Source organism: Ferrovibrio sp., assembly GCF_035304305.1.
In the GTDB taxonomy this organism is placed as follows: Bacteria; Pseudomonadota; Alphaproteobacteria; order Ferrovibrionales; family Ferrovibrionaceae; genus Ferrovibrio.
On record NZ_DATGQG010000064.1, the window covers coordinates 34,775 to 61,090 of the forward strand.

The 26,316-nt window shown below is 64.9% G+C and carries 30 protein-coding genes and 1 tRNA gene; 15 read left to right on the forward strand and 16 right to left on the reverse strand.

What is annotated here, in order from left to right; genetic code table 11:
• Positions 1-44: 44 nt before the first annotated feature.
• Complete coding sequence (locus VKZ87_RS08170; protein WP_324220758.1) at positions 45-1,241, reverse strand: substrate-binding domain-containing protein; 1,197 nt, start codon at positions 1,239-1,241, stop codon at positions 45-47.
• 251 nt (positions 1,242-1,492) lie between these two features.
• Between VKZ87_RS08170 and VKZ87_RS08175 the strand changes: the two genes are divergently transcribed.
• From VKZ87_RS08175 to VKZ87_RS08200, 6 genes are read left to right on the forward strand one after another with little or no spacing between them, the layout of a single operon-like run.
• Entirely contained in the window at positions 1,493-2,140 is a 648-nt protein-coding gene (locus VKZ87_RS08175) for a TetR/AcrR family transcriptional regulator (RefSeq protein ID WP_324220759.1), read from the forward strand.
• Positions 2,137-2,913, forward strand: coding sequence for an enoyl-CoA hydratase/isomerase family protein (locus VKZ87_RS08180; protein ID WP_324220760.1), 777 nt, complete (start codon positions 2,137-2,139; stop codon positions 2,911-2,913). The genes VKZ87_RS08175 and VKZ87_RS08180 overlap by 4 nt, the downstream gene beginning before the upstream one ends.
• A 2-nt stretch (positions 2,914-2,915) precedes the next feature.
• A complete protein-coding gene (locus tag VKZ87_RS08185; RefSeq protein WP_324220761.1) occupies positions 2,916-4,418 on the forward strand; it encodes a long-chain fatty acid--CoA ligase in 1,503 nt (500 codons plus the stop codon).
• Positions 4,415-4,786 carry a MaoC/PaaZ C-terminal domain-containing protein gene (locus VKZ87_RS08190; protein WP_324220762.1) on the forward strand — a complete coding sequence of 124 codons (372 nt, stop codon included), beginning with the start codon at positions 4,415-4,417 and terminating at the stop codon, positions 4,784-4,786. Before VKZ87_RS08185 ends, VKZ87_RS08190 begins: the two co-directional genes overlap by 4 nt.
• Positions 4,787-4,794: 8 nt before the next feature.
• Positions 4,795-5,154, forward strand: coding sequence for a hypothetical protein (locus VKZ87_RS08195; protein WP_324220763.1), 360 nt, complete (start codon positions 4,795-4,797; stop codon positions 5,152-5,154).
• Complete coding sequence (locus VKZ87_RS08200; RefSeq protein WP_324220764.1) at positions 5,141-5,950, forward strand: alpha/beta fold hydrolase; 810 nt, start codon at positions 5,141-5,143, stop codon at positions 5,948-5,950. The genes VKZ87_RS08195 and VKZ87_RS08200 overlap by 14 nt, the downstream gene beginning before the upstream one ends.
• Here the strand turns inward: VKZ87_RS08200 and VKZ87_RS08205 are convergent.
• The 10 genes from VKZ87_RS08205 to VKZ87_RS08250 all read right to left on the reverse strand — a co-directional run bounded on the left by VKZ87_RS08205 (position 5,925) and on the right by VKZ87_RS08250 (position 15,943).
• A complete protein-coding gene (locus VKZ87_RS08205) occupies positions 5,925-7,424 on the reverse strand; it encodes a tripartite tricarboxylate transporter permease (RefSeq protein ID WP_324220765.1) in 1,500 nt (499 codons plus the stop codon). The genes VKZ87_RS08200 and VKZ87_RS08205 overlap by 26 nt on opposite strands.
• A 4-nt stretch (positions 7,425-7,428) precedes the next feature.
• The gene (locus tag VKZ87_RS08210; protein WP_324220766.1) at positions 7,429-7,902 is read right to left on the reverse strand and encodes a tripartite tricarboxylate transporter TctB family protein; all 474 of its coding nucleotides are present in this window, start codon (positions 7,900-7,902) and stop codon (positions 7,429-7,431) included.
• Positions 7,903-7,948: 46 nt separating this feature from the next.
• Entirely contained in the window at positions 7,949-8,932 is a 984-nt protein-coding gene (locus tag VKZ87_RS08215) for a tripartite tricarboxylate transporter substrate binding protein (protein WP_324220767.1), read from the reverse strand.
• A 129-nt stretch (positions 8,933-9,061) separates the two neighbouring features.
• Positions 9,062-9,820: a Crp/Fnr family transcriptional regulator gene (locus tag VKZ87_RS08220; RefSeq protein WP_324220768.1), complete on the reverse strand. Its 759-nt coding sequence runs from the start codon at positions 9,818-9,820 to the stop codon at positions 9,062-9,064.
• 40 nt (positions 9,821-9,860) lie between these two features.
• Positions 9,861-10,994 carry a DNA polymerase III subunit delta' gene (locus VKZ87_RS08225; RefSeq protein WP_324220769.1) on the reverse strand — a complete coding sequence of 378 codons (1,134 nt, stop codon included), beginning with the start codon at positions 10,992-10,994 and terminating at the stop codon, positions 9,861-9,863.
• A gap of 3 nt (positions 10,995-10,997) precedes the next feature.
• Positions 10,998-11,645 carry a dTMP kinase gene (gene tmk, locus VKZ87_RS08230; protein WP_324220770.1) on the reverse strand — a complete coding sequence of 216 codons (648 nt, stop codon included), beginning with the start codon at positions 11,643-11,645 and terminating at the stop codon, positions 10,998-11,000.
• The gene (locus VKZ87_RS08235; protein WP_324220771.1) at positions 11,642-12,829 is read right to left on the reverse strand and encodes a D-alanyl-D-alanine carboxypeptidase family protein; all 1,188 of its coding nucleotides are present in this window, start codon (positions 12,827-12,829) and stop codon (positions 11,642-11,644) included. Before VKZ87_RS08235 ends, tmk begins: the two co-directional genes overlap by 4 nt.
• Positions 12,807-13,937: a septal ring lytic transglycosylase RlpA family protein gene (locus VKZ87_RS08240; RefSeq protein WP_324220772.1), complete on the reverse strand. Its 1,131-nt coding sequence runs from the start codon at positions 13,935-13,937 to the stop codon at positions 12,807-12,809. Before VKZ87_RS08240 ends, VKZ87_RS08235 begins: the two co-directional genes overlap by 23 nt.
• Positions 13,912-15,036 (reverse strand): lytic murein transglycosylase, encoded by a 1,125-nt coding sequence (locus VKZ87_RS08245; protein ID WP_324220773.1) that lies wholly within the window; start codon positions 15,034-15,036, stop codon positions 13,912-13,914. Before VKZ87_RS08245 ends, VKZ87_RS08240 begins: the two co-directional genes overlap by 26 nt.
• A 58-nt stretch (positions 15,037-15,094) precedes the next feature.
• Positions 15,095-15,943: a YdcF family protein gene (locus VKZ87_RS08250; protein WP_324220774.1), complete on the reverse strand. Its 849-nt coding sequence runs from the start codon at positions 15,941-15,943 to the stop codon at positions 15,095-15,097.
• A gap of 99 nt (positions 15,944-16,042) precedes the next feature.
• Between VKZ87_RS08250 and VKZ87_RS08255 the strand changes: the two genes are divergently transcribed.
• The 4 genes from VKZ87_RS08255 to VKZ87_RS08270 all read left to right on the forward strand — a co-directional run bounded on the left by VKZ87_RS08255 (position 16,043) and on the right by VKZ87_RS08270 (position 18,914).
• A complete protein-coding gene (locus VKZ87_RS08255) occupies positions 16,043-17,347 on the forward strand; it encodes an MmgE/PrpD family protein (protein ID WP_324220775.1) in 1,305 nt (434 codons plus the stop codon).
• Positions 17,344-17,862: a hypothetical protein gene (locus VKZ87_RS08260; protein ID WP_324220776.1), complete on the forward strand. Its 519-nt coding sequence runs from the start codon at positions 17,344-17,346 to the stop codon at positions 17,860-17,862. The genes VKZ87_RS08255 and VKZ87_RS08260 overlap by 4 nt, the downstream gene beginning before the upstream one ends.
• A gap of 83 nt (positions 17,863-17,945) precedes the next feature.
• Positions 17,946-18,749 (forward strand): MBL fold metallo-hydrolase, encoded by an 804-nt coding sequence (locus VKZ87_RS08265; RefSeq protein ID WP_324220777.1) that lies wholly within the window; start codon positions 17,946-17,948, stop codon positions 18,747-18,749.
• 75 nt (positions 18,750-18,824) lie between these two features.
• A tRNA-Ser gene (locus tag VKZ87_RS08270) sits at positions 18,825-18,914 on the forward strand.
• Positions 18,915-18,922: 8 nt separating this feature from the next.
• Here the strand turns inward: VKZ87_RS08270 and VKZ87_RS08275 are convergent.
• Both VKZ87_RS08275 and VKZ87_RS08280 read right to left on the reverse strand, forming a co-directional pair.
• The gene (locus VKZ87_RS08275; protein WP_324220778.1) at positions 18,923-19,294 is read right to left on the reverse strand and encodes a response regulator; all 372 of its coding nucleotides are present in this window, start codon (positions 19,292-19,294) and stop codon (positions 18,923-18,925) included.
• A gap of 26 nt (positions 19,295-19,320) precedes the next feature.
• Positions 19,321-19,476 (reverse strand): DUF3606 domain-containing protein, encoded by a 156-nt coding sequence (locus VKZ87_RS08280; RefSeq protein ID WP_324220779.1) that lies wholly within the window; start codon positions 19,474-19,476, stop codon positions 19,321-19,323.
• A gap of 269 nt (positions 19,477-19,745) precedes the next feature.
• On the opposite strand from VKZ87_RS08280, the gene VKZ87_RS08285 reads away from it, so the two are divergent.
• From VKZ87_RS08285 to VKZ87_RS08295, 3 genes are all read left to right on the forward strand, one after another.
• The gene (locus VKZ87_RS08285; RefSeq protein ID WP_324220780.1) at positions 19,746-20,129 is read left to right on the forward strand and encodes a response regulator; all 384 of its coding nucleotides are present in this window, start codon (positions 19,746-19,748) and stop codon (positions 20,127-20,129) included.
• A gap of 23 nt (positions 20,130-20,152) precedes the next feature.
• Positions 20,153-20,362 (forward strand): hypothetical protein, encoded by a 210-nt coding sequence (locus VKZ87_RS08290; RefSeq protein WP_324220781.1) that lies wholly within the window; start codon positions 20,153-20,155, stop codon positions 20,360-20,362.
• A 172-nt stretch (positions 20,363-20,534) separates the two neighbouring features.
• The gene (locus VKZ87_RS08295; RefSeq protein WP_324220782.1) at positions 20,535-20,924 is read left to right on the forward strand and encodes a response regulator; all 390 of its coding nucleotides are present in this window, start codon (positions 20,535-20,537) and stop codon (positions 20,922-20,924) included.
• A 9-nt stretch (positions 20,925-20,933) separates the two neighbouring features.
• Here the strand turns inward: VKZ87_RS08295 and VKZ87_RS08300 are convergent, their stop codons facing one another.
• The gene (locus tag VKZ87_RS08300; RefSeq protein WP_324220783.1) at positions 20,934-22,400 is read right to left on the reverse strand and encodes a sensor domain-containing diguanylate cyclase; all 1,467 of its coding nucleotides are present in this window, start codon (positions 22,398-22,400) and stop codon (positions 20,934-20,936) included.
• Between the two features lie 111 nt (positions 22,401-22,511).
• On the opposite strand from VKZ87_RS08300, the gene VKZ87_RS08305 reads away from it, so the two are divergent.
• Both VKZ87_RS08305 and VKZ87_RS08310 read left to right on the forward strand, forming a co-directional pair.
• A complete protein-coding gene (locus VKZ87_RS08305; protein ID WP_324220784.1) occupies positions 22,512-23,510 on the forward strand; it encodes a DUF72 domain-containing protein in 999 nt (332 codons plus the stop codon).
• A gap of 328 nt (positions 23,511-23,838) precedes the next feature.
• Positions 23,839-24,042, forward strand: a complete 204-nt coding sequence (locus VKZ87_RS08310; protein ID WP_324220785.1) for a cold-shock protein — start codon at positions 23,839-23,841, stop codon at positions 24,040-24,042.
• Between the two features lie 65 nt (positions 24,043-24,107).
• On the opposite strand, the gene VKZ87_RS08315 is transcribed toward VKZ87_RS08310, so the two are convergent.
• Together VKZ87_RS08315 and VKZ87_RS08320 are read right to left on the reverse strand one after the other, a co-directional pair.
• On the reverse strand, positions 24,108-25,352 hold the full coding sequence (locus VKZ87_RS08315; RefSeq protein ID WP_324220786.1) for an adenylate/guanylate cyclase domain-containing protein: 1,245 nt from the start codon (positions 25,350-25,352) through the stop codon (positions 24,108-24,110).
• Positions 25,353-25,443: 91 nt separating this feature from the next.
• On the reverse strand, positions 25,444-26,316 hold an 873-nt coding region (locus tag VKZ87_RS08320), incomplete at its 5' end, for an MFS transporter (protein ID WP_324220787.1).

Below are 26,316 nucleotides of genomic sequence, written 5' to 3' on the forward strand. Positions count from 1 at the left end.
AGAAACCGGAATGGCCGGGGACGCTGCGTCCCCGGCCGTCCTTGTCAGCGCTTGTTTCGGATCGGCAGCGGCATGTCCTGCGGCGAAATCACCTGGATCAGCTCCAGCAGGTCGTTCTCATCCTTGCCGTCCTTCTTGACCCGGAAGTGATACATCGACTGCAGGGCCTGATGATCCTCCTTGCGGAACTGCATCTTGCCCTTGGGCGTGTCGAAGCTCATGCCTTCCATGGCAGCGATCAGCTTGTCGGTATTGGTGCCGCCGGCCTTCTCGACGGCGGTCAGCACGGCCGACGCGGCGGCAAAACCACCGGCAGTGAAGAAGTCCGGCGGACTCTGGAAGCGCTTGGTATGCTCGGCCACCAGCCAGTCATTCATCGGGTTCTTCGGGAAGTCGTAGTAGTAGTACACTGCGCCTTCCATGCCCGGATACGGCCGGTAACCCTTCATCACCGGCAGGATGTTGCCGCCCGGCGCGATCTCGATGCCGAAACGCTCCGGCTTCAGGTCGGCAATCTTGGGCAGCGGATGCGGGCCCGCCCAGATGACCGAGATCACCTTCTTGCCCGGCTTGTCCTTCAGCGCGTCGAACAGGCGCTGGGCCGAGGCGGTAAAGTCGGTGGTCTGCGTCGGCGCATACTCCTCGAATACGACCTTGACGTTCGGCCGCAGCTGGGCGAGAGCATCCTTCAGCGCCTTCACGCCATCGCGGCCGAAGGCGTAGTCCTGCGCCAGCGTGGCGACATGGATTTCACCCGTACGCGGGAAAGCCGCAGCGCCGGCATAGGCGTCCTGCATCGAGTTGCGGGCGGTGCGGAAGATATACTTGTTCCACTTCTCGCCGGTGATGGCATCGGCGACCGCCGGCTCGACCAGCAGGATCTTCTTGTGCTCCTCAGCGACCGGCAGCATGGCGAGTGCGGCGCCCGAGCTGGTGGTGCCGACGGCGATATCGACATTGTCATCGGCATAGGCCTGCTCGAGCAGCGACTTGGCCAGGTCGGGCTTGAGCTGGTCGTCCTTGACGATGACCTCGATCTTGCGGCCCTGCCAGGTCATGGTGCCCTTGGTCAGGTATTCCAGGCCCATCATGAAGCCGGTCTCGGTCTGCTTTGCATAGGCCTCCAGCGGACCGGTCTTGCCGGCGATAAGCGCGATCTTCAGGTCGGCGGCCTGCGCCGACAGGGCGCTCCCGGCCAGCAATGCCGCGGCCAGCCCGGCCGCTTTCATCATGCGATGCATAACGTTTTCTCCCTTGCGATGCGGACGGCGACGGAAGTGCGAATACAGGCGCTGGTCTGCGGCATGCCTCGTCCTCCCGTCTTGCGGCCCGGGTTGCCCCCGGTGCCGGTGTCGGACCGCCGCCCGCGCTGGCCAGTCCGAACATGACACTTGATTCATGTCTCGGGTATTCGTAGCTTTGGCCTGTCAGGCCGTCAAGCGGGATTCAGTAGAACCGCAGCGCCGGGAGAGGAAACAGAGAGCTTTCGTCCATGGACCAGGTCAGTCCCGGCAAACGTCCCCTGCCGCCGCCGAAGACCGGCCGCGGCGAAACCACGCGTCGCAAGATTCTGGAAGCCGCCCAGCGAGAAATCGGCCGGCGCGGCTTCGCCGAGGCCTCTGTCGCCACCATCACCGCCGAAGCCGGCGTGGCGCAGGGCACCTTCTACATCTACTTCCGCAGCAAGGAAGACGTGATGCGCGAGCTGGTCCTGCATATGGGCCGCATGCTGCGCCATCACCTCACCGAGGCGACCGCCAAAGCAAAGGATCGCCTGGATGCCGAACGGCTTGGCCTGCGTGCCTTTCTCGGCTTCGTGCGCAAGAACCCCGATCTTTACAAGGTGGTCGAGGAATCTCAGTTCGTCGACGAGGCCGTCTACCGGCAGTACTACACCGAATTCGCCAAAGGCTACCGCATCGCTCTTGCAGCAGCGGAAAAACGCGGCGAAATCGCCCCGGGCAGCAGCAGCGTCGCCACGGAAGTGCGCGCCTGGATGCTGATGGGAATCTCGGTCTTCCTCGGTCAGCGCTACGGACTGTGGGATCCGAAAGCGCCGCTGGAGCCGATCGTGGATGCCGCCGCCGCCATGATCGCAAACGGTCTCGCGCCCGCCGCCAGACCGGCACGCCGCAAATGAGCACCGCCCTCACCCTGCTCGATTTCGACGGCGCGGTGGCACGGCTGACACTCAACCGGCCGGAACGGCACAACAGTCTCGTTCCGGAGCTGATCGCGTCGCTGCTCGACAACCTGCGAAAAGTCGCATCCCGCGAAGGCCTGCGGGCGCTCATTCTGCAGGCGGCCGGGCGCAGCTTCTCGACTGGCGGCGACGTCGAGGGCTTCCACGCCACGCCGCGCGAGAAGCGCCGTGCCTATGCGGATACGCTGGTCGGCGGCCTGAATGAAGCGATTATCGCCCTGCTGGACCTGCCGGTTCCGGTGATCGGCCGCGTGCAGGGGCCCGTTACCGGTGGCTCGCTGGGGCTGATGCTGGCCTGCGATCTCGTTGCCATGGCACCGCAGGCCTTCATCCAGCCCTACTACGTGCAGGTCGGATTCAGCCCCGATGGCGGCTGGACCGCCCTGCTCCCGGACCGGATCGGGGCGGCGAAAGCGCGGGAAATCCAGCTGCTCAACCGGCGCATCATGGCAGCCGAGGCGGTGCAGCTGGGACTGGCGACCAGCCTCGTCGAACCGGAATCGCTGGATGCGACCATCGATTCCTGGCTTACGGCTCTGACCGGCAACCGGCCCGCCGCCACGGCGCATACCAAGCGGCTGCTCTGTCCGCCCGAGCGGCGTGCGGCGGTCGTGGCCGCGCTGGATGCGGAAAAGCAGATGTTCCTCACCCTGATCGACGGCGCCGAAGCGGAGGCCGGGATGGCACAGTTCCTGCGGAAATCGGCATAACCATGCGAATGGTCTTCGATATCGCGGCGCGACGCGCCGAACTTACGCCGGATAAGGTGGCCTTCATCGAGGCCGAGACCGGAAACCGCCTGACTTATGCCCAGCTCGATGATCGTGCATCGCGCTTCGCAGCCTGGCTGCGGAAGAATGGAACCGGCCCCGGCGACAGAGTCGCCATCCTGACGCTGAACTGCGTCGCCTTCTTCGAAATCCTGTTCGCCTGCGGCAGGATCGGCGCGATCCTGACGCCGCTGAACTGGCGCCAGCCGGTCCCGGAACTGATCCCGGTCGCCCGGGATGCCACGCCGAAACTGTTGATCCATGACGCCGAGAACGCGGCCGCAGCCGCGGGACTGGGCTCGGCGCTGAACCTGCCCCTGCTTCCGCTGGCCGATTACGAGAAGGCTGTTGCGGATACGGCACCGGGGCGTTTCGACACCGTCCGATCGCCCGATCAGCCCTGGTACATGCTCTACACCTCCGGCACGACCGGAAAGCCCAAGGCCGTCATCCAGACACCGGGCATGGCCTATGCCAACGCCGTCAATATCGGCCAGGCCATCGACCTTACCTCGGTCGACACCACGCTGAATTTCCTGCCGCTCTTCCACACCGCCGGCATCAACCTGCATACCCTGCCGGTGCTGATCCATGGTGGCAGCGTGACGGTGATGAAGAAATTCGAACCCGACGTCGTCATGGCGGCGCTTCAGTCCGGCCAGTGCAGCGCCTTCTTTGGCGTGCCGGCGATCTACCAGGCGCTCAGCCTGCTCCCGGACTTCGCGACGGCGGATCTCTCCCGCGTGCGCTCATGGGGCTGCGGCGGCGCGCCGCTGCCGGCCAGCCTGATCGAACTCTTCGGCCAGCGCGGCATCAGGGTCTGCAACGGCATGGGCATGACGGAAACCGGCCCGACCGTCTTCCTGATGGACACTGCCCATGCCGCTACGAAAATCGGCTCGGTCGGCAAGCCGCAGATTCTCGCCGAGGTCCGCCTCGTCGACGACCATGGACAGGTGATTGCGACGGCCGACGAGGCCGGCGAACTGCAGATTCGCGGCCCCGGCGTTACGCCCGGCTACTGGAACAACGAGGCTGCGACCAGAGCGGCCTTTACCGACGATGGCTGGCTGAAAACCGGCGATGTCGCGCGCCGCGATGCCGACGGTTACTACTACATCGTCGATCGCATCAAGGACATGTACATCTCGGGCGGCGAGAACGTCTATCCGGCCGAGGTCGAGATCGTCATCTACCGCTTCCCCGGCGTACTGGAATGCGCCGTCGTCGGCATGCCGGACGAGAAATGGGGCGAGACCGGCTGCGCCTATATCCTTCCCCGCCCCGGCGAGACCATCGATGTCGAGGCGCTGCGCACCTTCTGCCGCGAGAACCTCGCCGCCTACAAGGTGCCGAGGCGGTTCGAAATCATCGAGGACTTTCCGCGCACGGCGGCCGGCAAGATCCAGAAGCATGTGCTTCGCCAGCGACAGGAGACAGCATGACTACCCTCAGCCTGGAGCGCCCGCTGAGCCAGTCGGAATTCGACCTGTTCGCCCGGATCAGCGGTGACAACAACCCCATCCACGTCGATGCGGAATTCTCGTCGCGCACCCGGTTCGGACGCACGGTCAGCCACGGCATGCTGCTCTACACAATTCTCTGGGGCCTCGTGCAGAAGCAGTATCCCGGAGCGAAACAGCTCAGCCAGGACCTGATGTTCCCCAATCCCGCCTATGCCGACGAGCCCCTGCGTTTCGAGATTGCCGAAACCGCAGCGAGCGGCAACGAGCGCACGCTGTCGACGCGGGCCAGCCGTATGGCCGATGGCGCCGTCGTACTCGACGGCCGGACAACCATCACCCTTTCATAGGTTTTTTCATGCAAGTCGGCAGCCGCGCCAGCGTTACCCGAAGCTTTTCCCAGGACGACATCGCCGCCTTCCACGGCCTCGCCGCAGCGGAGGACAGCACCGGCTCAGTGCCGGAACCCCTGATCGGCGCCCTGTTCTCCTATCTGCTCGGCGTCGAACTGCCCGGCTTTGGCACCAATTACCTGAAGCAGGAAATGCGCTTCCACGAACAGGCCCGGATCGGCGAGCCACTGACCGCAACAGTCGAAATCACCCGCATGCGGCCGGAGAAACATCTCGTCGACCTTGCGACCAACTGCACCGACGCCGAAGGAAAGGTAATCTGCAGCGGCCGGGCTCTGGTACTGGTGCGCGATGTCGGCGCCTGAGGCCTTTCCGCTTTTCGTCGCCGAGCGCGGCCAGGGGCGACCGCTGATCCTGCTGCATGGCTGGGCCAGTCATGGCGGCTATTTCGGACCGCAGATGGAAACGCTGGGCGAGCGCTTCCATCTTCTCTGCCCCGATCTGCCGGGTCATCGCAACAGCATCGCGTCATTGCCCAGGCTTGGCATCCCGCATCTCGCGGACAGCCTGCACCGGCTGATCTCCGAACGCAGCCTGTCGGGCGCGGTCGTCATCGGCTGGTCCATGGGCGCCATGGTCGCCTTCGACTATATTGCGCGCTACGGGCAGGCGGCGCTGTCCGGCCTCGTGATCGAGGACATGACGGCCCGCATCATCAATGACGAGAGCTGGCATCTCGGTATTCGCAACGACTTCCTGGCCGAGCACAGCGCCATGGCTCTGCAGGCGATGCGGGGCGACTGGGCCTCCTATGTCCGGAACAGCCTGCCGAAGCTGTTTGCCCGCAGCCGCTCCAGCCAGGATCCCCTCTACCGATGGGCGGAGGCGGAAATGCTGGCCAATGACGGCGCGGCGATGGCGGCCTTATGGGCCTCCATGGCGGAGCAGGACTTCCGCTGGCTGCTGCCGCAGTTGACGCTGCCCGTCCTGCTGTTGCATGGCGGCGACAGCCAGCTCTATGACCCTGCCGTGCATCATTGGATGGAAACGGTCATTCCGAACGCCCGGCGCCTCTGCCTGGAGCAGGCCGGACATAGCCCCCATCTGGAAATGCCCGACGCCTACAACGCCGCCGTCAGCGCATTTGCGGCTGCATTCTAGCCCGGCGCCACAGGCGCAGCAGCAGCGGCGAAAACCAGATCAGGATCGTGAGAGCGGCAAGCGTGCCGGCAATCGGGCGACTGACGAAGCCGATCGGATCGCCCAGCGTCTTCTGCATCGAATTGATGAAGTTCTCTTCCACCATGGGCCCGAGCACCAGGCCGAGAATGACGGGCGCGATCGGAAATCTGTTCTCCTCCATCAGGTAAGCCGCGACACCCAGCACCAGCATGGTCACCACGCCGAAAACAGTGTTATTGCTGGCAAAGGCGCCGACGATGCAGAAGAGCAGGATCACCGGCATCAGGATCGGTCGCGGCACCGACAGCAGCTGACCGGCGCATTTGATCGCGGCCCAGCCGAAGGGCAGCATCAGCAGGTTGGCCAGTATGAAGGCGATGAAGACGCCGTAGAGCATCTCCGGGTTGTTGAGGAAGATCATCGGCCCCGGCGTGAGTCCTTTCATGAACATTACGCCGATGGCAATCGCGGTGATGGAATCGCCGGGGATGCCGAAGACCAGGGCGGGAATCCAGGCGCCGCCAAGCGCCGAATTGTTGGCCGCGCCGGATTCCACCAGGCCCTCGACATGGCCAGTGCCGTATTTCTCCGGCTCGCGGGAGAATTTCTTCGAGGTCGCGTAGCTTACCCAGGCCGCAATGTCGGCGCCGGCGCCGGGCATGGCGCCGATCACCGTGCCGAGGATGCTGCCGCGCAGCAGGCCGCGCCAGTAGCGACGGATCAGTTCCGCCTGCTGCCGGAAGATGTTGCCGATCTTCTTCTGCGCGATCGTAAGAACCGCCCGCTCCGACAGGACGAATCGGATGATCTCGGGAAGGGCAAACATGCCTATCAGTGCCGGGATCAGCGGCACGCCGCCGGTCAGCTCCATACTGCCGAAGGTGAAGCGCGGATGGCCGCCGCTGGCACCAATACCGATGCAGGACAGCAGCAGGCCGAGCAGCAGCGCCACCACGCCCTTCACCGGCGCATTCGGCGAGATGAACACCGCGCAGGTCAGGCCCAGCAGGGCCATCCAGAAATATTCGAAGGACGAGAAGTTCAGGGCGAAAGCAGCCAGAACGGGGGCGCCGAGGATCAGCACCGTAACGCCGAACAACCCACCGAGCACGCTGAAGACAAGCCCAGCGCCCAGCGCAAGCTCGCCCTGCCCCTTGCGGGTCATCTGATAGGCCTCGTCGGCATAGGCGGCCGAGGCCGGCGTGCCGGGAATACGCAGAAGAGCGCCCGGAATGTCACCCGCGAAGATGGCCATGGCGGTGCAGCTGACGATCGCGGCGATCGCCGGCACCGGCTCCATGAAGAATGTCACCGGCACCAGAAGCGCCGTCGCCATGGTTGCCGAAAGGCCCGGCATGGCGCCGACGAAGAGGCCGAACAGCGACGACAGCGCAATGACCCAAAGCACGTCGGGCTGCAGGATCAGGCTCAGCGCTGGAAGCACGGCGTCCATGGAGCTACCACAGATAGGGTGTGAGCACGCCGCCCGGCAGCGGCACCAGCAGCAGGCGTGCGAACAGCAGCCAGATCACGATGACCGTGCCCAGGCTGCAGACAAGCGCCAGCCATGGCCGGACGCCGAGATAGATCATGAAGACGGTCGTGATGGCGAAGCCCGTGATATGGAAGCCCAGTATCTCGTCCAGCAGCGCATAGACGACGAGACATGACAGCATCAGCAGCAGGCCGAACCAGCGCCCGGGCTCGCGCGCCCAGGTTTCGAGCTGCAGAAACCGGCCGCCGGTAGCCTGTTTCATGCCGCGCCAGATCAGCAGAGCCGCGGAAGCAGCCAGGCCGAGAGCAAGGACCTGCGGAAAGAAGGCCGGGCCATAGGCGGTACCGGCCACCTTGGGAAATCCGGCGGCATGGAGCCAGACGAAGATGGCAAGCGCCAGCAGCGCAATGCCGAACAGGGCGTCATTCACGCGCATGGGAAAATTCCTGCCCCGCGCGCATGAGCGCACGGGGCAGAATACCTCAGGAAGACTTCGCCAGACCGATGGCCTTGAGCACCTTGCCGCTTTCGGCTTCGGATTCTTCCATGAACTTGCCGAATTCGGAGCCGGGCTTCCACATCAGGCCGAAGCCGCGATCGGTCATGAACTTGCGGAACTCATCGCTCTTGTGGATTTTCTCCATCGCTGCGATCAGCTTCGTGGTGGCTTCCTGCGGCATTCCCTTGGGACCGCCGATGCCACGCCAGGCACCGGCCAGAACGTCGACACCGACAGCTTCCTTTGCCGTCGGCACATTGGGATAGGCCGGCAGCCGTTCCGGGTTGAGCACGGCCATGGCCCTGATCTTGCCCGCATCCAGCAGCGACTTCGCTTCGGGCAGCGAACAGGGCACGATATCGGTGCCGCCCGCGACCAGTTCCTGCAACGCAGGCGCTGCGCCCTGCGACGCGATCCAGTTGAACTGGCCCGGGTCGACGCCGGCCTTCAGAAGCATGGTGCCGAATGCCATGTGCCAGGCGCCGCCGATGGCGGAACCGGAAGCCAGCTTGTAGACGCGCGGGTTGGTCTTCAGCGCCTGTACGACGTCTTTCGCGTCCTTGAATGGCGAGTCCGCCGCAACGTAGAAGGCGCCGGGATCGAAATTGTAGAGCGCGATCGGCGTATAGTCGCGTGCTCCGGACAGGTCGGACTGGCCGAGCCACCTGAAGGTCCCGATCTCGATGGTGATCACACCGATGGTGTAGCCATCGGCGGGCGCCTGCGCGATCGCCGCATGGCCGACCACGCCGCCGCCGCCTGTACGGTTAACGACATTGAAGGGCTGCTTGAATTCGTCCTGCAGCATCTTGGCGATGATGCGGCCTGTCGCGTCGGTGCCGCCGCCGGCTGCCCAGGGCACAATCACCTGTACCGGCCGTTCGGGCCATGCCGCATTTGCCGATGTTGCTGCCGCCAGAATTGCCAGGGTACCGAGCCCGGTGAATAACGCCTTCAATCCACGCATGGATGTCCTCCTGCAGGGTTGCGTTTCCTCACGCCGGCGCGTCTGTCGCGCACCGTGCAGGGTACTATCTTATATGTCAGTTGGGGAGGCAACGCCAAAGCGCAGAGGCCGCGCCCGGCCACTCACTTGTCATCCCAGGACAGGAGTATGTCGCAGATCCAGACGCGCGATCGCCTGCTCCAGAGCGCCGCGATCGGTCAGGTAATACGTCTTGTCGCGGCGGACCAACTGCCCGCCATGCAGCAGATTGGCGAGCACACGCGCGACCGTCTCGCGCGTCGTCGCGGCGCGACGGGCGATCTCATGCTGTTTAGGCATCGGGTAGATCAGCCAGCCGGACGGGTTAAGGGGATCAGGTCGCGCCAGCTTCAGCAATTCGCGATAGACACGCTGGATCGCACCCAGCGTTGCCAGATCCATGATGCGCTCATTGTTGGCGCGGATAATGGCGGTGAGCCTGCGCATCACCTTCAGACTGACGCCGGGCTCGCGCGCCAGCAGGCTCTCAAAGGCCTTCGGCGGCAGCGCGGCCAGCCGACAGGCCGTCTGCGCCATCACGCTGGCCGAGCGGCGCTCGCCGTCGATCGCTGCAATCTCGCCGAAGTAACCGCCTGCCGGCACGATGGCGTAGGAGATCTCGCGGCCGTTGCCGGAGAAATTGATCACTTCGACACTGCCCTCGACGACGAAGTAGACGTCGCGGCTGTCGCTGTTGCGATCGAGGATCTGTTCGCCGGCGGCAAACCGCCGCCACTGGCAGGCGCGCTCGACCTCAAGCCGGGCAGCCGGCGTCAGTTCGGCAAGCAGCTCGATCTTCTCAAGGCTGTCGGGTGCCGCCGGAGGCCCCTTCATCTTGCCCAGTGTCGTATTGCCGGTCGATCCGGCCATCTGATCCCCCTCGCCGACCGGCCCGGATGGGGCGCAATCCTTACCGCGCCGCAGCTCGTCCGAGCGTTGCGAACAGATTGAGCAGCATCTGCTTGCGGTCGAGATTGACCGATTCCCCCCGGTCGAGCAAGCGACCGATCTGTTCCCAGTCTTCCGCCCAGCGGTCCGGGGCCTGCCATTGGGCGAGCCTCCGCGACAGGGCGGTTTCCCCCGGAAAAATCTCCGTCCAGCCGGAACCGCCGATCTGCCCTGCGGCGGAAGCCCGGATCAGCCGGGCCAGCCACCAGCGGAACAATTCACCCATGAGTTGGAAACCGGCACCGCTGCGGTCCCGCGCCAGGGCATCACCGAAGGCATGCAGCTTGGCATGATCGGGTTTCGGCAGCTGGCCAACCATCTCCAGCAGGCCATTCAGCAGCTTCAGGCCGCCCTGGCCCGCGAGCATCACCGCCCGACCGGGCGAGCCTTCCGCCAGCACAGCCAGCCCCCGCTGCTCCGCCGCGTCCAGATCGGGCAGCAGGCGCGCGATCGTCTGCTCCATGGCATCGTTGCCAAGCGGCTTCAGCGCCAGGCGCCGGCAGCGCGAGCGGATCGTCGGCAGCAGACCGCCGGGCGCATGGCTGACCAGCAGCAGCACCGCATTGGCAGGCGGCTCCTCCAGAATTTTCAGCAGCGCATTGGCCGCATTGGTATTCATGTCATCGGCAGCGTCGACAATGCAGACGCGGTAGCCGCCTTCCGCAGCCGTCTTGCCGAAGCGGTCGATCACGGCGCGCACATCCTGCACGACGATGTCGCCGCGAAAGCGATCGCCCTTCTCGTCCCAGCTGCGCTCCACCGTAATCAGGTCGGCATGGCCGGCGCTGGCCACACGGGCGAAGACCGGATGGTCTTCGCCGATCTCGAGACTTTTGGGCAGGACCGGCGCATCGCCGAACAGACTGGGCCCTGCATCCATCTCGCCGGCGGGACCATGCGCGAGCAGGAAGCGGGCGAACCGGAATGCCAGCGTGGCTTTGCCCACGCCCTTCGGCCCGGTGATCAGCCAGGCATGGGGCAGGCGCCCGCTCGACCAGGCCTGCAGCAGGGCCTGTTCCGCTGCCTCGTGACCCATCAGAACGGGATTGTGCCGCGGCCCCCAGGAGGCGGCCTGTTGCGGATCGAAGCCACTCATCGGCTAAAGCTTAAACTCGGCGGCCACGGCCTGCCACAGGGCATCAGCCACTTTGTCGATGTCCCCGCTGGCGTCGATGAGGCGGCAGCGCTGCGGCTCGCGGGCGGCAATGTCGTGGAAGGCATCGCGCAGGGCCCGGTGAAAGGCTTCGCCCATACGCTCGTAGCGGTCCTCCGCCGCCGCCTGCCCCTGCATGCGGCTGCGTGCGCGGGCAAGGCCGACTTCGACCGGCAGATCGAGGATGAGCGTCAGATCGGGCCGGAAATCGCCGAGCACCAGCGCATACAGCTTTTCCACCGTCTCGCGCCCGGCACCACTGGCATAACCCTGATAGGCCATGGTGGAATCGGCAAAGCGGTCGGTGATCACCCAGGTGCCGCGGGTAAGCGCGGGCCGCACCAATTTTTCGACATGTTCGCGGCGGGCCGCGAAATGCAGCAGGGTTTCCGTCATGCCGTCCCAGCGGCCGGTATCGCCGCTGACCAGCAGGTTCCGGATCGCCTCGGCGCCCGGCGTGCCGCCGGGCTCGCGGGTCAGCACCGTCTCGATGCCGTGCTCCGCCAGCCGCGCCGCCAGACGCTTTACCTGAGTCGATTTGCCGGCGCCCTCACCGCCTTCGAGACTGATGAAGCGGCCGCGTACGGCGCTCACTTCTGTCCCGAGCCCCACAGCAGATAGCTGATGGCGGCGCTGATCCGGCCGGTAAAGCCGAGCTGCCCGGCATCGGCGCCGGCAACCAGCGGCACTTCCGTAATCGGCCCATCCCTGCCTTCAACGCGCAGGGTCGCCACCGGGGTCCCCTTCACGATCGGCGCCGGGATCGGGTTGTCGTAGGACACGACCACCTTCACGTTGCCGCGGGTCTGCCGCGGCATGGTGACGGTGAGGTTGCGTTCGATGACCAGCGGCATGCGGGCCAGCGTGCCGAGCCAGACATCGGCCTCATCGACAACGGCACCGGCCGAAAAGACTTTGTAATTCTCGAACTGGCTGAAGCCGAGCTCCATCAGCCGCTCTGCTTCGCGCGACCGCTCGGCCATGCTTTTCAGGCCGTTCACCACCAGGATCAGGCGGCGATCGCCGCGCTTGGCGGAAGCCGTGAGGCCATAGCCGGCCGCTTCGGTATGGCCGGTCTTCAGACCGTCTGCGCCGCCGCCCTTGTACAGAAGCGGGTTGCGGTTGCCCTGGGTGATCGGCTTCTTGGTCGCACCATCGATGCCGTAGGTGAACTCCTTCTCGGAGTAATAATGGTAGTATTGCGGAAAGCGCTCGATGATCAGCCTGGCCAGCACGGCCAGCTCGCGTGCCGTCATCACATGCTCAGGGTCAGGCCAGCCCGAGGCATTCTTGAAGACGCTCCTGGACATCCCCAGTTCGCGTGCCCGCTCGGTCATCATTTCGGCAAAGCGCTCCTCGCTGCCAGCGATGCCTTCCGCGAGCACGATGCAGGCGTCGTTGCCCGACTGGACGATGACGCCGCGCAGCAGGTCTTCGACTTTGACCCGCTCGCCGATCGGCACGAACATCTTGGAACCCTGGATGCGCCAGGCCTTCTCGCTGACGGGCAAGGTGTCCTCAAGCCGCAGCCGGCCCGCGGCAAGCTCCTCGAACACCATGAAAGCCGTCATCAGCTTGGACATCGACGAGGGCGGCATCAGCTCGTCGGCGTTCTTCTCGAACAGCACCGCGCCGGTGTCATAGTCGACCATGATCATCTGGCGGGCCGGCGTTTCCACCTGCCCCAGCTGCGCCAGAGCGGGTTGCACCAGTGAAACGAATGCCAGAACAGCCGCGAAACCGGCGGCAACGAACTTAGTCGACAATGATACGCGCATTTGTTTGTCCACTGTTGATCACCTGCTGCAGCGCCTGATCGGCGCCCGCCACCTGGTCATACGGCCCCAGGCGCACGCGGAAGAATTCCTGGTTGTTCACGAAGGTCGACGTGACACCGACCGGACCGATCAGCGACAGCCGCGCCGCCAGCCGGTGTGCATTCTCGTGCAGCGAGAAGGCGCCGACCTGCACGTAGATCTGCCCGCCCCGCGCCGGCCCCATTTCAACCGTCTGCTGCGACAGGTTGGCGACCGGCAGGGCTCCCGGCGTGGCACTGTCCGCTGCCGGCGGGTTCTGCGCAGCTAAGATCTGCATCGGCGAAGGCTGTCCCTGCGCGGGGCGGGCGACTTCCCCGCTGCTTCCCTTTGCACCGGGCGGCGGCGGCAGGGCCTCGGCCGAAACCGTCCCGCGCGGCGCTGCCGTCGGCTGCTCTTCCGCACCGGTACTGCGCGACGCCAGCATGGTCTCCCCGCCGCCCTCCAGCGGCGCCGGGCCAAGATACTGCACACGGACCCGCGCGGTGCCCTGGCGCTCATATCCGAGCAGCTGCGCGGACCGGCGCGACAGGTCGATGATGCGGTTGTTCGCGTAGGGACCGCGATCGTTCATCCGCACGACGATGGAGCGTCCGTTTTCCAGATTGGTGACGCGCACCAGCGACGGCATCGGCAGGGTCGGATGTGCGGCGGTCACTTCGTTCATGTCGAAGATTTCGCCGTTGGCCGTGCGCTTGCCGTGGAACTGCTCGCCGTACCACGACCCGATGCCGGTCTCGTCGTAATTCGGATCTTCCTTCGGGTAGTACCAGACGCCGTTGATCTGATACGGGTTCCCGACCTTGTAGATGCCGCCGCGTGAACCGGCGCCGAGCTGGACCGGATCGGTGGATCGGCCGATCGACTTGCTGGCGTGGTTGACCAGCGCGGTTTCGGCGCAGCCGGCCAGCATGCCGAGCGAAAGGATGGCCGCGGCTGTGATGCGGGCGCGACTGGACCAGGCGGACAGGTTAATCCCCCGTACCCCCCGCTTTCCCCAAGGTTTGGCGTCGGATTCTGGCAGCATAGCTATATATTGCGTGATCTTAACCATCGCCCAGCCGGTCGGCAAGTAAACTGACGGTCAGGGCGTAGTGGTGGGCGCAGTTGTAGCGGAGAATCGAACGGTAGTTGCCGTAGACGAGGAAGCTCGCTCCCTTGGGGCCATCTGGCTGCACGACGGCGCCGCTGATCTGGGCCTTGGGCAGCTCGCCGCCATCGGCACGCCGCAACCCGAGCCTGTTCCATTCGGCAATCGGCAGATCCTTCGTCATCTGGTCGATGGCGCGACAGCCCGAACGCCCTTCCCGCGCCAGTTCGCCCATGCGGGTCTGCAGTGCCGCCGGCACCTTCACTTCCCGTCCCCAGGTCTGGGCGGTCGTCCAGCCATGCTTGGCGAGGTAATTGGCGATCGAGGCGAAGACATCGCCGGTATTGCGCCAGATGTCGCGCTTGCCATCGCCGTCGAAATCTTCGGCATAGGCCAGATAGCTGCTCGGCATGAACTGCGGCTGCCCCATGGCGCCGGCCCACGACCCCTTCATCGTCGCGTAATCGATGTAGCCGCGATCCAGCATGGTGAGTGCCGAGAACAGCTCGTTGCGGAAATAGGCGGAACGGCGGCGGTCATAGGCCAGCGTCGCGAGGGAATGGAACAGCGGCACGTCGGCTCGGACGGCACCATAACGCGTCTCAATGCCCCAGATCGCCAGGATGAACCGCGGCTGCACGCCGTAGCGCTGCGCCACCTGCTGCAGGATCTCCCGATGCTCGTCACGCAGTTTCTGGCCGCGCTGGACATTCGCCGGTGTGATAACGCGATCCCGATAGGTCGAAAATGCCAGCTTGAATTCCGCCTGATTGCGATCACGCTGAATGATGCGCATCACCGGTTCGACCCCGGTCAGCGCCGTCTCGACGACGTCGGGTTTAATACCCTTCTGCAGGGCCTCGCTGCGTACTTCCGCCAGGAACGCGTCGAATCCGGCGCGGTCGAAGGCAGCCTCCTCCGTCTCGGTGCCGGGCGCCGTCTGGGCCGTCGCGCCCGCGGGCGCGATCTGCTGCTGCTCCCCGCCTGAACCAGCGCCAGACTCCTCCGGGGGAGCCGGTGAATGGCTGGCGCCACAGGCTGCAATCAGACCGAAGGCGAGCGCCACCATTCCGAGCCGCATTCGCCGCATCACCATCCTCCGGGAATCACCAATCGTCCATTGCATCGCGGGTGTTACCTCAGTGCCGTCGGAGCGGCCATGCTTCCGCTGTGACATTTGCCGCATCTGTGGTCGCAGGCAGCGGCGGCAGAATCGATGTCGTATGGCCGAGCGCCCAGTACGCCACCAGGCCGACCCATTCGTGAACGGCCCCTTCCAGCGTCAGCAGGTTGCCGAGGGGACGGAATCTGAGACCGAAGCCGCGGGGCGTCGCGGTCCGGTAGTCCACCGGATAGGGCAGCACCGGCCAGGAGACCGCATTGAAGGCATTCAGCGCCCGCGGCATATGCGCCGCCGACGTGATCATGATCCAGGTCTCGCCCGGCTGGGGATCGGCAAGAGCTTTGCCGAAAGCGGCATTTTCCGCCGTACTGCGCGAGCGGCTGTCGAACGTCACCCGGCCCGGATCGAGCCCCAGGTCCTCGAAAACGCGCGCTGCAATATCGGCTTCGTTCAGCGTGGTCTCGCCCCAGTGAATCCCGCCGCCAGTATAGATCAGGCGCGCCTGCGGGTATTTCCGCGCCAGAGCGACGAAAGCGATCAGCCGGTCGGCGGCATTGCTCAGTTCCGGGCGGTTGCGCGACTCCGCGATGACAACCTGCTCGCTGCCGCCCAGCACGACGATGCCATCGACTTGTGACGGCAGGGGCTGCTGCGGCACATGCTCTTCCAGCGGCCGCAGCACCCAGTTCGCTACCGGAAGAATGCCGATGAGCAGGAAAAACACGGTCATCGCGGCGGCAAGCCGGATGCCGAGCAGGCGCGTCCGCCGCCAGCAGGCCAGCGCCACGCCGCCAAACAGCAACGCCAATGGCAGGTTGGCCGGGCTGACCAGCCACCATAGTATTTTTCCGATATAGACGGACATGCCCCAGCCGAGTTGATTCGGATCGGGGTGACTTTGCCTCGCAGAATGGTAAATATTCGTTAACCCTCGGGAATATTGGCTGCACTAGAAAGGCCGATCATGAACGCCCCGCTTGAGCTCTCCCTGACCGGCCGCCTCGCTGCCCTGATCGCTGCCAAACCCATCGGCGAAACCGACTATCGCACTGCGGCCCTCTTCACCCTCGATGCCCTGGCCAATGCACTGGCCGGCCGCAATACGACGCCGGGCGGCATCCTGCTGGACTGGGCCGCGGCCGAACCGCTGACCACCGGCCGCGAGGCGCTGCTGCTCGGCGGCCTGACGCATATTCTCGAGGTGGACGACCTGCATCGCGCGTCCGTCGTGCATCCGGGCTGCGTCGTAGTACCCGCTGCCTATGCCCTGGCGCGCCGCCGCAACATCGGCGGCAGGGCCTTCCTTGCCGCAATCCTGCGCGGCTTCGAGGCCTGTTGCCGTGTCGGCATGGCGGTCGGGCCGGCGCATTACCGGATCTGGCACAATACCGCGACCTGCGGCCCCTTCGGCTCGGCCTATGCCGCCGGCGATCTGCTCGGCCTCGATCACGCGGCGATGACCCACGCGCTGGGCAACGCCGGCACGCAATCCTCGGGCCTGTGGCAATTCCTCGAAACCGGCGCCATGAGCAAGCATCTGCATGCCGGACGTGCCGCGGAGGCCGGTCTGCTCGCTGCCGATCTGGCCGCGCGCGGCTTCTCCGGACCGCCGAAGATCCTCGAAGGCGAGAAAGGCTTCTTCCGCGCCACATGCGCAGATCCCGTGCCCGAGCGGCTGCTCGGCGAGCCTGACGCGCCCTGGCAACTCGTCCAGACATCGATCAAGCCCTGGCCTTCCTGCCGTCACACGCATCCGACGATCGACGCAGGCCTTAAGATCGCCGCCCAGGTCGGCAACCGCAGTGTGGAGCGCATCGAGGTACAGACCTATCAGGCCGCTCTCGATGTCTGCGACCGCATCGCGCCGCAAAGCGAATACGAGGCGAAATTCTCGCTGCAGCATACCGCTGCCGCCGCCATCCACGACGGCAAGGTGGATTTCGCCAGCTTCGATGCGCCGGCCCGCGCCCGCCTCTCGGAAGCGGCGAGCCGCGTGGTCATCGCCGCGGAAGAACCGTACCGCAGCAGCTATCCGCGCGCCTGGGGCGCCCGGGTCACCGCCCGTCTGGGCGACGGTTCCAGCATCGTGGCGGAACGCACCCATGCCTTCGGCGATCCGGAAAACCCTCTGGACGATGCCGCCATGCGTGCTAAGGCCCGCATGCTGCTGGAATTCGGCGGCGTGCAGAAGCCCGACAGCTTCATCGATGCCGTTCTGGCACTTGCCGATGACGGGCCGCTGCCGGCCTTGCCCGGGTTGACGGAATGACACTCCCGGCGCGTCACCTTTTCATCCTGGCCGGTGCCGTCGCCGTGGCGGCCATGAGCATGCCTGCGCCATCCGCCTGCGCCCAGGCCAATCCGGCGTCGCGCGGCAACCAGGCCTGCTTCAACCAGAAGGAGGCGGAAGCGGAAGCGGAAGTGCGGACCGGAATCCATCTGCGGGAAATCCTGCGCCGCTGCGCAGCCGTATATCCCGAAGGACAGGCCGCGCTGGAAGACTGGTACCGCTTCGACCAGGAGAACGCCGATCGGCTGCAGGCTGCCGTCGCCACGCGCCGGCAGGCGCTGGACCGCATTCACAAAAGCAACCCGAACCGCGTGCAGTGGGAAAACGACGCGATTGTCGCTTCGATGAAGTCGATCCAGGTCAACGAGAGCGTCTGCGAGGCGACTTACGACGTGGTGGAGCGTCTGAAGACCGAGAAATGGGAAGGGTTCAGATACTACGCCAAACTGCACGCGAATCTTCTGGCCCGCGAAATTCCGCGCTGCCGGTCCTGAGATTGCCGCTTCCGAAGGGCGGTCGCTGCCGATAAGATCGCCGGACAGTTCCGTGGTTCTCACCCCGAACGTGAGGTACCAGCATGGACCGCCGCGCCGTCCTGACTGTCGCATTGCTTGCCGCAATCATGCTGCTGGCGCCGGCAGGATCACGGGCGGCCTGTCTCGGCGCCGTCTCTCAGCTTACGCCGCGCATCGTGCCGGCAGGCCTCCGGCTGGCGGCCGCTCCGCCGAACAGTGCGCGCATCACCTTCGTCGGGCATGCCACCTTTCTGATCGAGACGCCGCAGGGCGCGACCGCCGCCACCGACTACAACGACTACATCCGGCCGATGATGCGGCCCGACGTCGTGACCATGAATTACGCGCATAGCACGCACTACACCAACAATCCGGAACCGGGCATCGCCCATGTACTGCGCGGCTGGACCCATGAGGGCAAACCGGCGCGCCACAACGTTCAGTTTCGCGACCTGAAGGTGCGGAATGTGCCGACCAACCTTCGCAGTTATGACAGCGGTACCGAGTATGACGGCAACTCGATCTTCATCTTCGATGTCGCCGACCTCTGCATCGCGCATCTTGGCCACCTGCATCACAAGCTGACACCCGGTCACCTTGCCGATATCGGCAGGATCGACGTGCTTTTCGTCCCGGTCGATGGCGGCTTCACACTGAACATCGTCGAGATGCAGGAGGTGGTCGCCCAGTTGCAGGCGCCGCTGGTGATCCCGATGCATTACTTCAGCGAGGCAACGCTGGAGCGCTTCCTCGCCCGGATGCGCGACAGCCACGAGATCAGGCTCAACGACAGCGCCACAGTGGTGGTCTCCCGCGCGACCCTGCCCAAGCAGCGCACCCTGCTGGTGCTGCCGGGGCCGCACTAGCCCGAGCGCTTGACCTGCCCGGGCCGGAGCCGTATCACGACGCGCCGGCCCGGGCTTTCGCCGGACCGGCCCTGCGGACGGGTGGCCGAGTGGTTTAAGGCAGCGGTCTTGAAAACCGCCGTACCGGCAACGGTACCGTGAGTTCGAATCTCACCCCGTCCGCCAGAATCCCCTCAATGCTGCAGCACCCTGTCGACCGTCTGAAGCAGCTGGTCGCAGTTGAACGGCTTGGCGAGGATGGCCCGGGCTCCCAGCACCGAGGTTACCGCGAGCATGTGCAGGCCGAAGTCGTGCGAGCCGCCGCCTGACATCGCGATGATCGGCAGGTCTTCCGCTTGCTCATGAAGCCGGGTGATGAATTCGATGCCGTCACCGTCCGGCATGTAGACATCCGTGATCACAAGATCACAGGGGTTCTGGCCAAGGACGACCATGCCGACCTTGCCGTTCTGCGCCTCTACGACCGAATGTCCCGCGCTTTCCAGGTGATCGCGCAGCACCTCCCGGATATCGGAATCGTCGTCCACCAACAGAATTCTGGCCATCTCCCCTCCCCCAGCGCCGCCCCGGATCAGCGGGCGCGGCCTAGATATTGCGCCACGGCATATGGTGACGGGCCGACGACTTCGACCGCCTTGCGCAGCTCCTCGGGGCGAACCTCGAATTTGCTGCTCCAGTACCGCATGTCCCAGAAGCGGTCGACATCGATACGGGAGCGGTCCCGCACATAGGAGTGCTCCGCGGACGCCTGATCTCGCGGCGACGCATGACGTTGCAGCTGATGAACCATGGACACCTCGTCATGATCAGAGCGAACCGGACCACCGGCACGCGTATAACCGCGCCAGCTGTTTCCCGTTCCGTGTCAAGAGAGAGGCTGCCATGACTTTCGCGCTGACGACCGTTACCGGGAAATAACTTCCTCCCCTGACGGGCCCGGCCTTAGCTATGAGAGGAGATTTCGAATCCGGCCCGAGTTTTCATTGGAGGCGTGCAGTGGCTGACATTCTGGTGGTTGTGGACCATCCCCTGCTCGGCATCGACCTTTGGGATATGCTCCAGAACGAGGGCCATGAGGTGCGCCATGTCACCTCCGGCCAGGCCGCCCTTGCCGCCGTGGCCCGGCGCATGCCTGATCTCATCGTAACCGACCACACCATGCCGGGCGAAAATGGCGGCACCTTCGTCCAGGCACTGAGAAGCGACCCGCGCTGGGCGGAAATCCCGCTGATCCAGGTCGGCCGGGCGGCAGTGTCCGGCCGCGCGGATGCGGCCTCGGCCAGCTTTATCCGGAAGCCGTGGTCACAGGTCGCCCTGCTCAACCAGGTGTCGCGACTGACCGCCTTGCCGGGCGACAGCGATCTCTGCCAGGCCGGATAGGCCCGCATACCGGGAAGGGTGGAATGAGCAAAAGTCGCAAAACCTGGAACGAGGGCTTTGTCCTCGGTCTGCTGCTCGGGATGGCCGCACTGGCCTGTCTGGCCGGACGCCCGGCAAATCTCCCCGCCAAAGCGAGCAACACACCGGTCCGCCTGACCCGGAAGCCCCTGAACGGTCCCGAAGCCGCCAGACGCCTTGCCGATCTCCCCACCCCATCCACGGCGGTTCACTGACCGGTTCTCCGGCGCCTCTCGATCCGCTTGGAGAAACGGCATCCTGCGTGGCAGACTGCCTGACGGGAACCTGATTCGGGCTTCAGGGTAGTTGAAGTCTTACCGCCGCCTGCTTACTCCTCATTAGCGCGATAATGAAACGGGGAAACTCGCCCGTTGGTATGAGGGTCATATGGCATCCGATCAGACTGCAACGCCGTCCAACCCAGCGGCCAGGCTTCGCGTGCTCGTGGTGGAGGACGAAAGCCTTGTCGCCATGTTCCTTGAGGACGTGCTCGAGGATCTCGGACATGAGATGCTCGGCCCCTATTCCCGGGTCGATGCCGCCCTGCCCGCGGCGCAGTCGGAAACCTTCGACGTCGCCATCCTGGATGTGAACGTGAACGGCCAGGCCATCTTCCCGGTGGCAGACGCCATCGCCTCGCGCGGCCTGCCCTTCATCTTTTCCACCGGCTACGGGCAGAAAAGCCTGCCGGAGCAGTACCGTTCGCGGCCGACCCTGGACAAACCCTTCCTGCCCAGCGACGTGGAATCCATTCTCGGGAAAATCGTTACTGCGTAACGTGTCGGCCTAGGCGGCTTCCGGGCGGACGTCCGTCCGGACCCGATTGCGGCCTTCCTGCTTGGCGCGATACATCGCGGCATCAGCCCGGATCACCAGGTCCTGGGCGGATTCCTCGCCCTGCAAAACCGCCACGCCGAGGCTGACCGTCACCGTGATCGGCGTGCCCTCATACGGAAAAGCGGCGCCGGCGATGGTCTGACGCATGGTCTCGGCCAGCCGCTCCGCATTATGCAGGTCGCAGTTCCGCAGCGCCACAATGAACTCGTCGCCGCCCCAGCGGCAGATGATGTCTGAAGACCGGAGGCAGGCGCGCATCGCATTGCCGACACCGCACAGCACCCGGTCGCCGGCGACATGGCCGAACCTGTCGTTCACGCTCTTGAAATTATCGATGTCGAGGATCACCAGCGCCAGCGGCTGTCCCGAGCGCCGGCTGTCGCGCAGGGCCTGATCCATCAGGACCTCATAGGCATGCCGGCTGGCCAGCCCGGTCAGCTGGTCGGTGGTCGCCATCGTCTCGAGACGCTTCTGATAGCGGTTGATTGCCAGCCAGGTAGCCAGCAGGACCAGCGCAGTGATCAGGGTGCAAACCAGCAGGTTCCAGTAAAGCGCCTGCCGAATACCGGTGTAATCCCCCTCGGCATCCTTCTCGACCAGCAGGAACCAGTCCAGTTCGGGGATGAACCGCACGTTCAGCAGCCGCGGGCGGTTCTCGTAATCATATTCCAGCGAACGCGTCTGGTCTTTCGACCATTCCGGCATCAGCGCGCCGAGATTGCCGCGCGCCGAGATATGATGCTCCGGTACGCTGTCGCCCTCGCCGACGAGGACGATCCGGCCGGTGCCGTCGACGAAATACACGGTGCGGCCGTAGCGGCGCTGGTAATCGGTAATCAGGGTCCGGACCGCATTGACCGTCAGTCCGATGCCGGTCGCGCCGATAAAGCGGCCCTCGTAATCGAAAACCCGGAAATTGATGAAGATCGTCATCGCGTCCTGGTTCGCCAGATCCGGATCGACGTTGATCTCGTAGGGGCTCGTCATCTTCCGTACACGGAAGTACCATTCGTCGCGCGGCTCGGCCTCATGCACGCGCTTCAGGATGCCGTCGGCATGGTAGTAGTTCCGCGTCCGCTCGGAGACGAAGAAGCTGGCGAAGGCATTGTAGCGGGTCCGGATCTCGCGGAGGTAATGGGCGATCTTCTCCGGTTCCCGTTCTCCCGCCAGGACCCAGTCGCGGAGAAAGGTGTCGGCCGACATCACCGAAGAGATCAGGATCGGCTGAATCAGATCCTTCTGGATTTCCGAATAGATATTGTCGGAGGTGAGCGGCAGCTCCGTCTGGACCACGGCATCCCGGAGCGACTGCCGAGACACGAAGTAGCTGCCCAGAGACGTGGCGAGAAAACCGACGATCAGCAGCGCGCTGACAATGGAAATCAGGACTTGCCTTGCACCGAATACGCGGATCATGGTCCCCCTCACCCGACCGGACCTACTTACACGCCTCCCGGGTGCGGAGTACAGACTTAAACTACCCCTATAGAAACCGGAACTGGAATTTGTGCCGGCGGTTGGTCAGCCATGACCATCCGGATCGGCATCTCTGGCTGGACCTATCCGCCCTGGCGCGGCGTCTTCTATCCGGAGGGCCTGCCGCAGAAGGATGAAATGGCCTATGCGGCGAACACCTTTCCCACCATCGAGGTAAACGGCACCTTCTACGGGCTGCAGAAACCGACCAGCTTCAGGCGGTGGCGCGACGGAACGCCGCCGGATTTCGTCTTCTCTATCAAGGGGTCACGCTACATCACGCACATCCTGCGGCTGAGGAACGCCCGCAAGGCGCTGGCCAATTTCCTTGCTTCCGGCCTGCTCGCCCTTGGCCCGAAGCTCGGCCCCATTCTCTGGCAGCTGCCACCCAGCCTGCGCTTCGATCCCGATGCATTGGAAAGCTTCCTCGCGATGCTGCCGGGAGATTTCCGATCGGCCGCCAAACTGGCCGCCACCCACGACCGGCCGATCAGGGGCGGCGCATTTCTCCGCGTCGAGGAAAACCTGCCGCTGCGGCATGCCCTGGAAATCCGTCACGAAAGCTTCCGCGACGACCGCTTCATTGCCCTGCTGCGCCGGTACGGCACCGCCATCGTGATAGCCGACACCGTCGAATGGCCCTGCCTGCAGGACATCACGGCGGATTTCATCTATGCGCGGCTGCATGGTTCCGAGGAACTCTACGCCAGCGGCTACAGCGACGAGGCCCTCGACAATTGGGCACGGAAATTCCGTGCCTGGTCAAAGGGCGGCGAGCCGCGCGGCGCCAAACGGGTGTCTGGCAAGGCGCCGGCCAAACTTTTGGGCAGGCCCCGCGACGTCTTCATCTATTTCGACAATGATATAAAGGTCCGTGCGCCCTTCGACGCCCTGGGCCTTGCAAGCCGCCTTCGCGTTCCGGCGGGGCAGCCGCCGGCAGAGGACTGGGTGCGGGAACCAGCCCGAACGCGAAGAACGGCAGGCCGCAAGGCTCCATCGCGGCGCAATCCGTGGAAAAGCCCGGAAGCCGCGCAGAGCAGAAATCCCTGACAGAGGGAAATGAAAAATCGGGTGCCCCTGTCCGGGGCATCCCGATTGGTATCCCCTCCCGAAAGGGAGGGGTGATGATGCGCCGGCGGGCCACTGCATCCCGCTTTGCGGACGGCGATCATCAGGGTCTTACGACCAAGTCATTAAGTAGGTCTTAAAAGGCCGGATTCAAGGGGCCCCAAAACCTGACTGAATTCACAATTCTGACTTCTAGCAGCCTTTCGCTCCCGCAGCCGCGACCAATCTGTGACCGGCGCGGTCTTCAATTGAAGAAGTGCCTGCGCCGGGCCAGACTGCTTTTCTCTGACGACGCCGACAGGAGTTATCTATGGCGAATGGCACTGTGAAGTGGTTCAACAACACCAAAGGCTATGGCTTTATCCAGCCCGAGACCGGCGGCAGCGATGTCTTCGTGCATATCAGCGCCCTGGAGCGGGCCGGACTTTCCACCCTCAACGAAGGCCAGAAAGTCGGCTACGAGCTGGCCACGCAGAAGGGCAAGACTTCGGCAGTCAACCTGAAGCCGCTCTGATCGGCGAAAACATCTGACACGGAAACGGCGCCGCAAGGCGCCGTTTTTGTTTTCTGCCCGAGGCCTCAGCGCGAGAGCCCGAAAACCTCCTGCGGCTCCGCCACGCCACGCAGCTCATGCCGGCCAAGAGAGGACAGCCGCGCCGCGGCGGGGCCGGCCGCCGCGGCAAAGGACGCCGACGCCAGGAGGTTGCAGCCCAGCACGGCACAGAGGCTCTCCAGCCGCGACACCTCGTTGACCGCCGGTCCGATCAGGGTGAAGTCCAGACGCGTGCCGGTGCCGACATTGCCGTACATCACCATGCCCCGGTGCAGGGCTATATCGAGTTCGAGAACCGGCAGGCCGGCCGCCCGGCGCTGCTCGTTGAGAACGGCGATGCAACGCAGCGCCTCTTCCGCGGCCTGCAGGGCGGCCGCGCAGACCGGCGCCGGATCCCGGCCCTCTCCGAGATGGAAGCTGGCCAGCAGGCCGTCGCCGAGGAATTTCAGGACCTCGCCGCCATTGGCGGCAATGGCGGGACCGACGCAGTCAAAATAGGCATTCAGCGTCTCGACCAGCGGCTCGATGGCCAGCCGGTCGGCCATGCTGGTGAAGCCGCGCAGGTCGGCGCAGAGCATCACCGCGTCGATCCGCTTCGCATCGCCGCGGCGGATCTCGCCGGACAGGACATGGGTCGCCGCGTTCCCGCCGATATAGGAAGCCGTCACGTCGCGGGCAATCTGGGTCAGCGTGGCCCCTTTAAGCGCCAGTGCGAGCAGTGGCACCAGGCCGCGCAGACGCACCAGCTCGGCCTCGGAGAAACCTTCCGGCCGGGTCGTCGCCAGGGAGCTGATCATGCCGATGCCGACATGGCTGTTCTCGAGTTCGCTGTTCTGCAGATCCCAGCCGAAGCTGTAAGCCAGTGACAGCCAGTCGGTATAGCCGGCCTCGGCGAACTCCCTCAGCACCGGAAAGTCGAGCTGCGCGCCGGGTCCGGCCAGGCGGCGCCGCATCGAGAAGATATGGTGCTCGAGCATGTGGCGGAACGGGCTGTCGTGCCATCCCTGCGGCACCTCCCCGATGTCGCGGTGGGGCATCTCGGCCAGCTCGGTGACGCCCTGCCCGACGAACCATGTCGCACCGCGCGCCCGCACCAGCGGATGCAGCGTGGCAATCGCGACATAGGCGCGGCCCACGGGAATACCCTCGGCATTCAGGCGCGTGGCGAAACCGTCCACCAGCTGATCCACCGGCAGGCCATCGAGGCCTGCCGCGACCAGCCACTGATCTAGCGGCGCATCGGCGGCAAGGGCGGGGATATGCACGGTCATGACCGGATTTTACACGGCTACGAACCGCAAGTCCTGCGCCGGCGTCACATTTATGTGCGCAGAGCGAAGCCGGCAAGTGCAGGATCATCGATCAGGCAGCGTCGCGCTCCGGTGGCGGCTCCTCCTCCCCTCCCAATGGCTCCGGCATGGTGTCCGGGGCGCGTGGATCGATATCGGAGCGGACCGGCGCCGTCGGTGGCATGGAAACAAAGCTCGACTTGTCTTCGTCTGCCGGCGCCGCACGCTGACGCATACGGTGGGCGGTATAGAGCGCCATTGCGGCATGGACCACTGCCGTGAATCCGAACAGGCCCGCGGGTCCCGTCATCGCCATCGCGGCCGAGGCCAGCAGAGGCCCGATGGCGGAGGCGATGCCGTTGATCAGCAGCAGGCCGCCGGCAACGGCGACGAAATCGGCATCCGTCGCTTTGTCATTGGCGTGGGCGACGCTAAGCGCATAGACCGGAAACGCAAAAACGCCGAACAAGGCGCCGGCGACCAGCACCAGCGCCGGCACCATCAGACCGGCAAGGACCAGGGCCAGGCCGGCCGCCGCCGACGCGCCGCAGGCCACCAGGATGGTCAGCCGGCGATCCACACGATCCGAGAGACGCCCAAACGGCCATTGCGACAGCGCGCCGCCGATCACCACCGCGCTCATGAACAGAGCCACCTCCCGGACGCCGAAGCCGGATCGCAGTACGTAGGTCGGCCCCAGCGCCCAGAAGGACCCGTTCGCCAGCCCGACGACGATGCACCCCATCACACCGACCGGGGAGATGCGGAACAGGTTGGTGAAGGAAAGCCGCGCAACCTTGACCGGCGCGGGCTGCGGCGATCGGGTGAGCGCGACCGGTATCGCAGCCAGCGACACCAGAATGGAGGCGATGGTATAGAGCGGAAAATTTTTCGGGTCGTCAGTCAGCATCAGCAGCTGGCCGAGGGTCAGCACGGTGAAATTGAC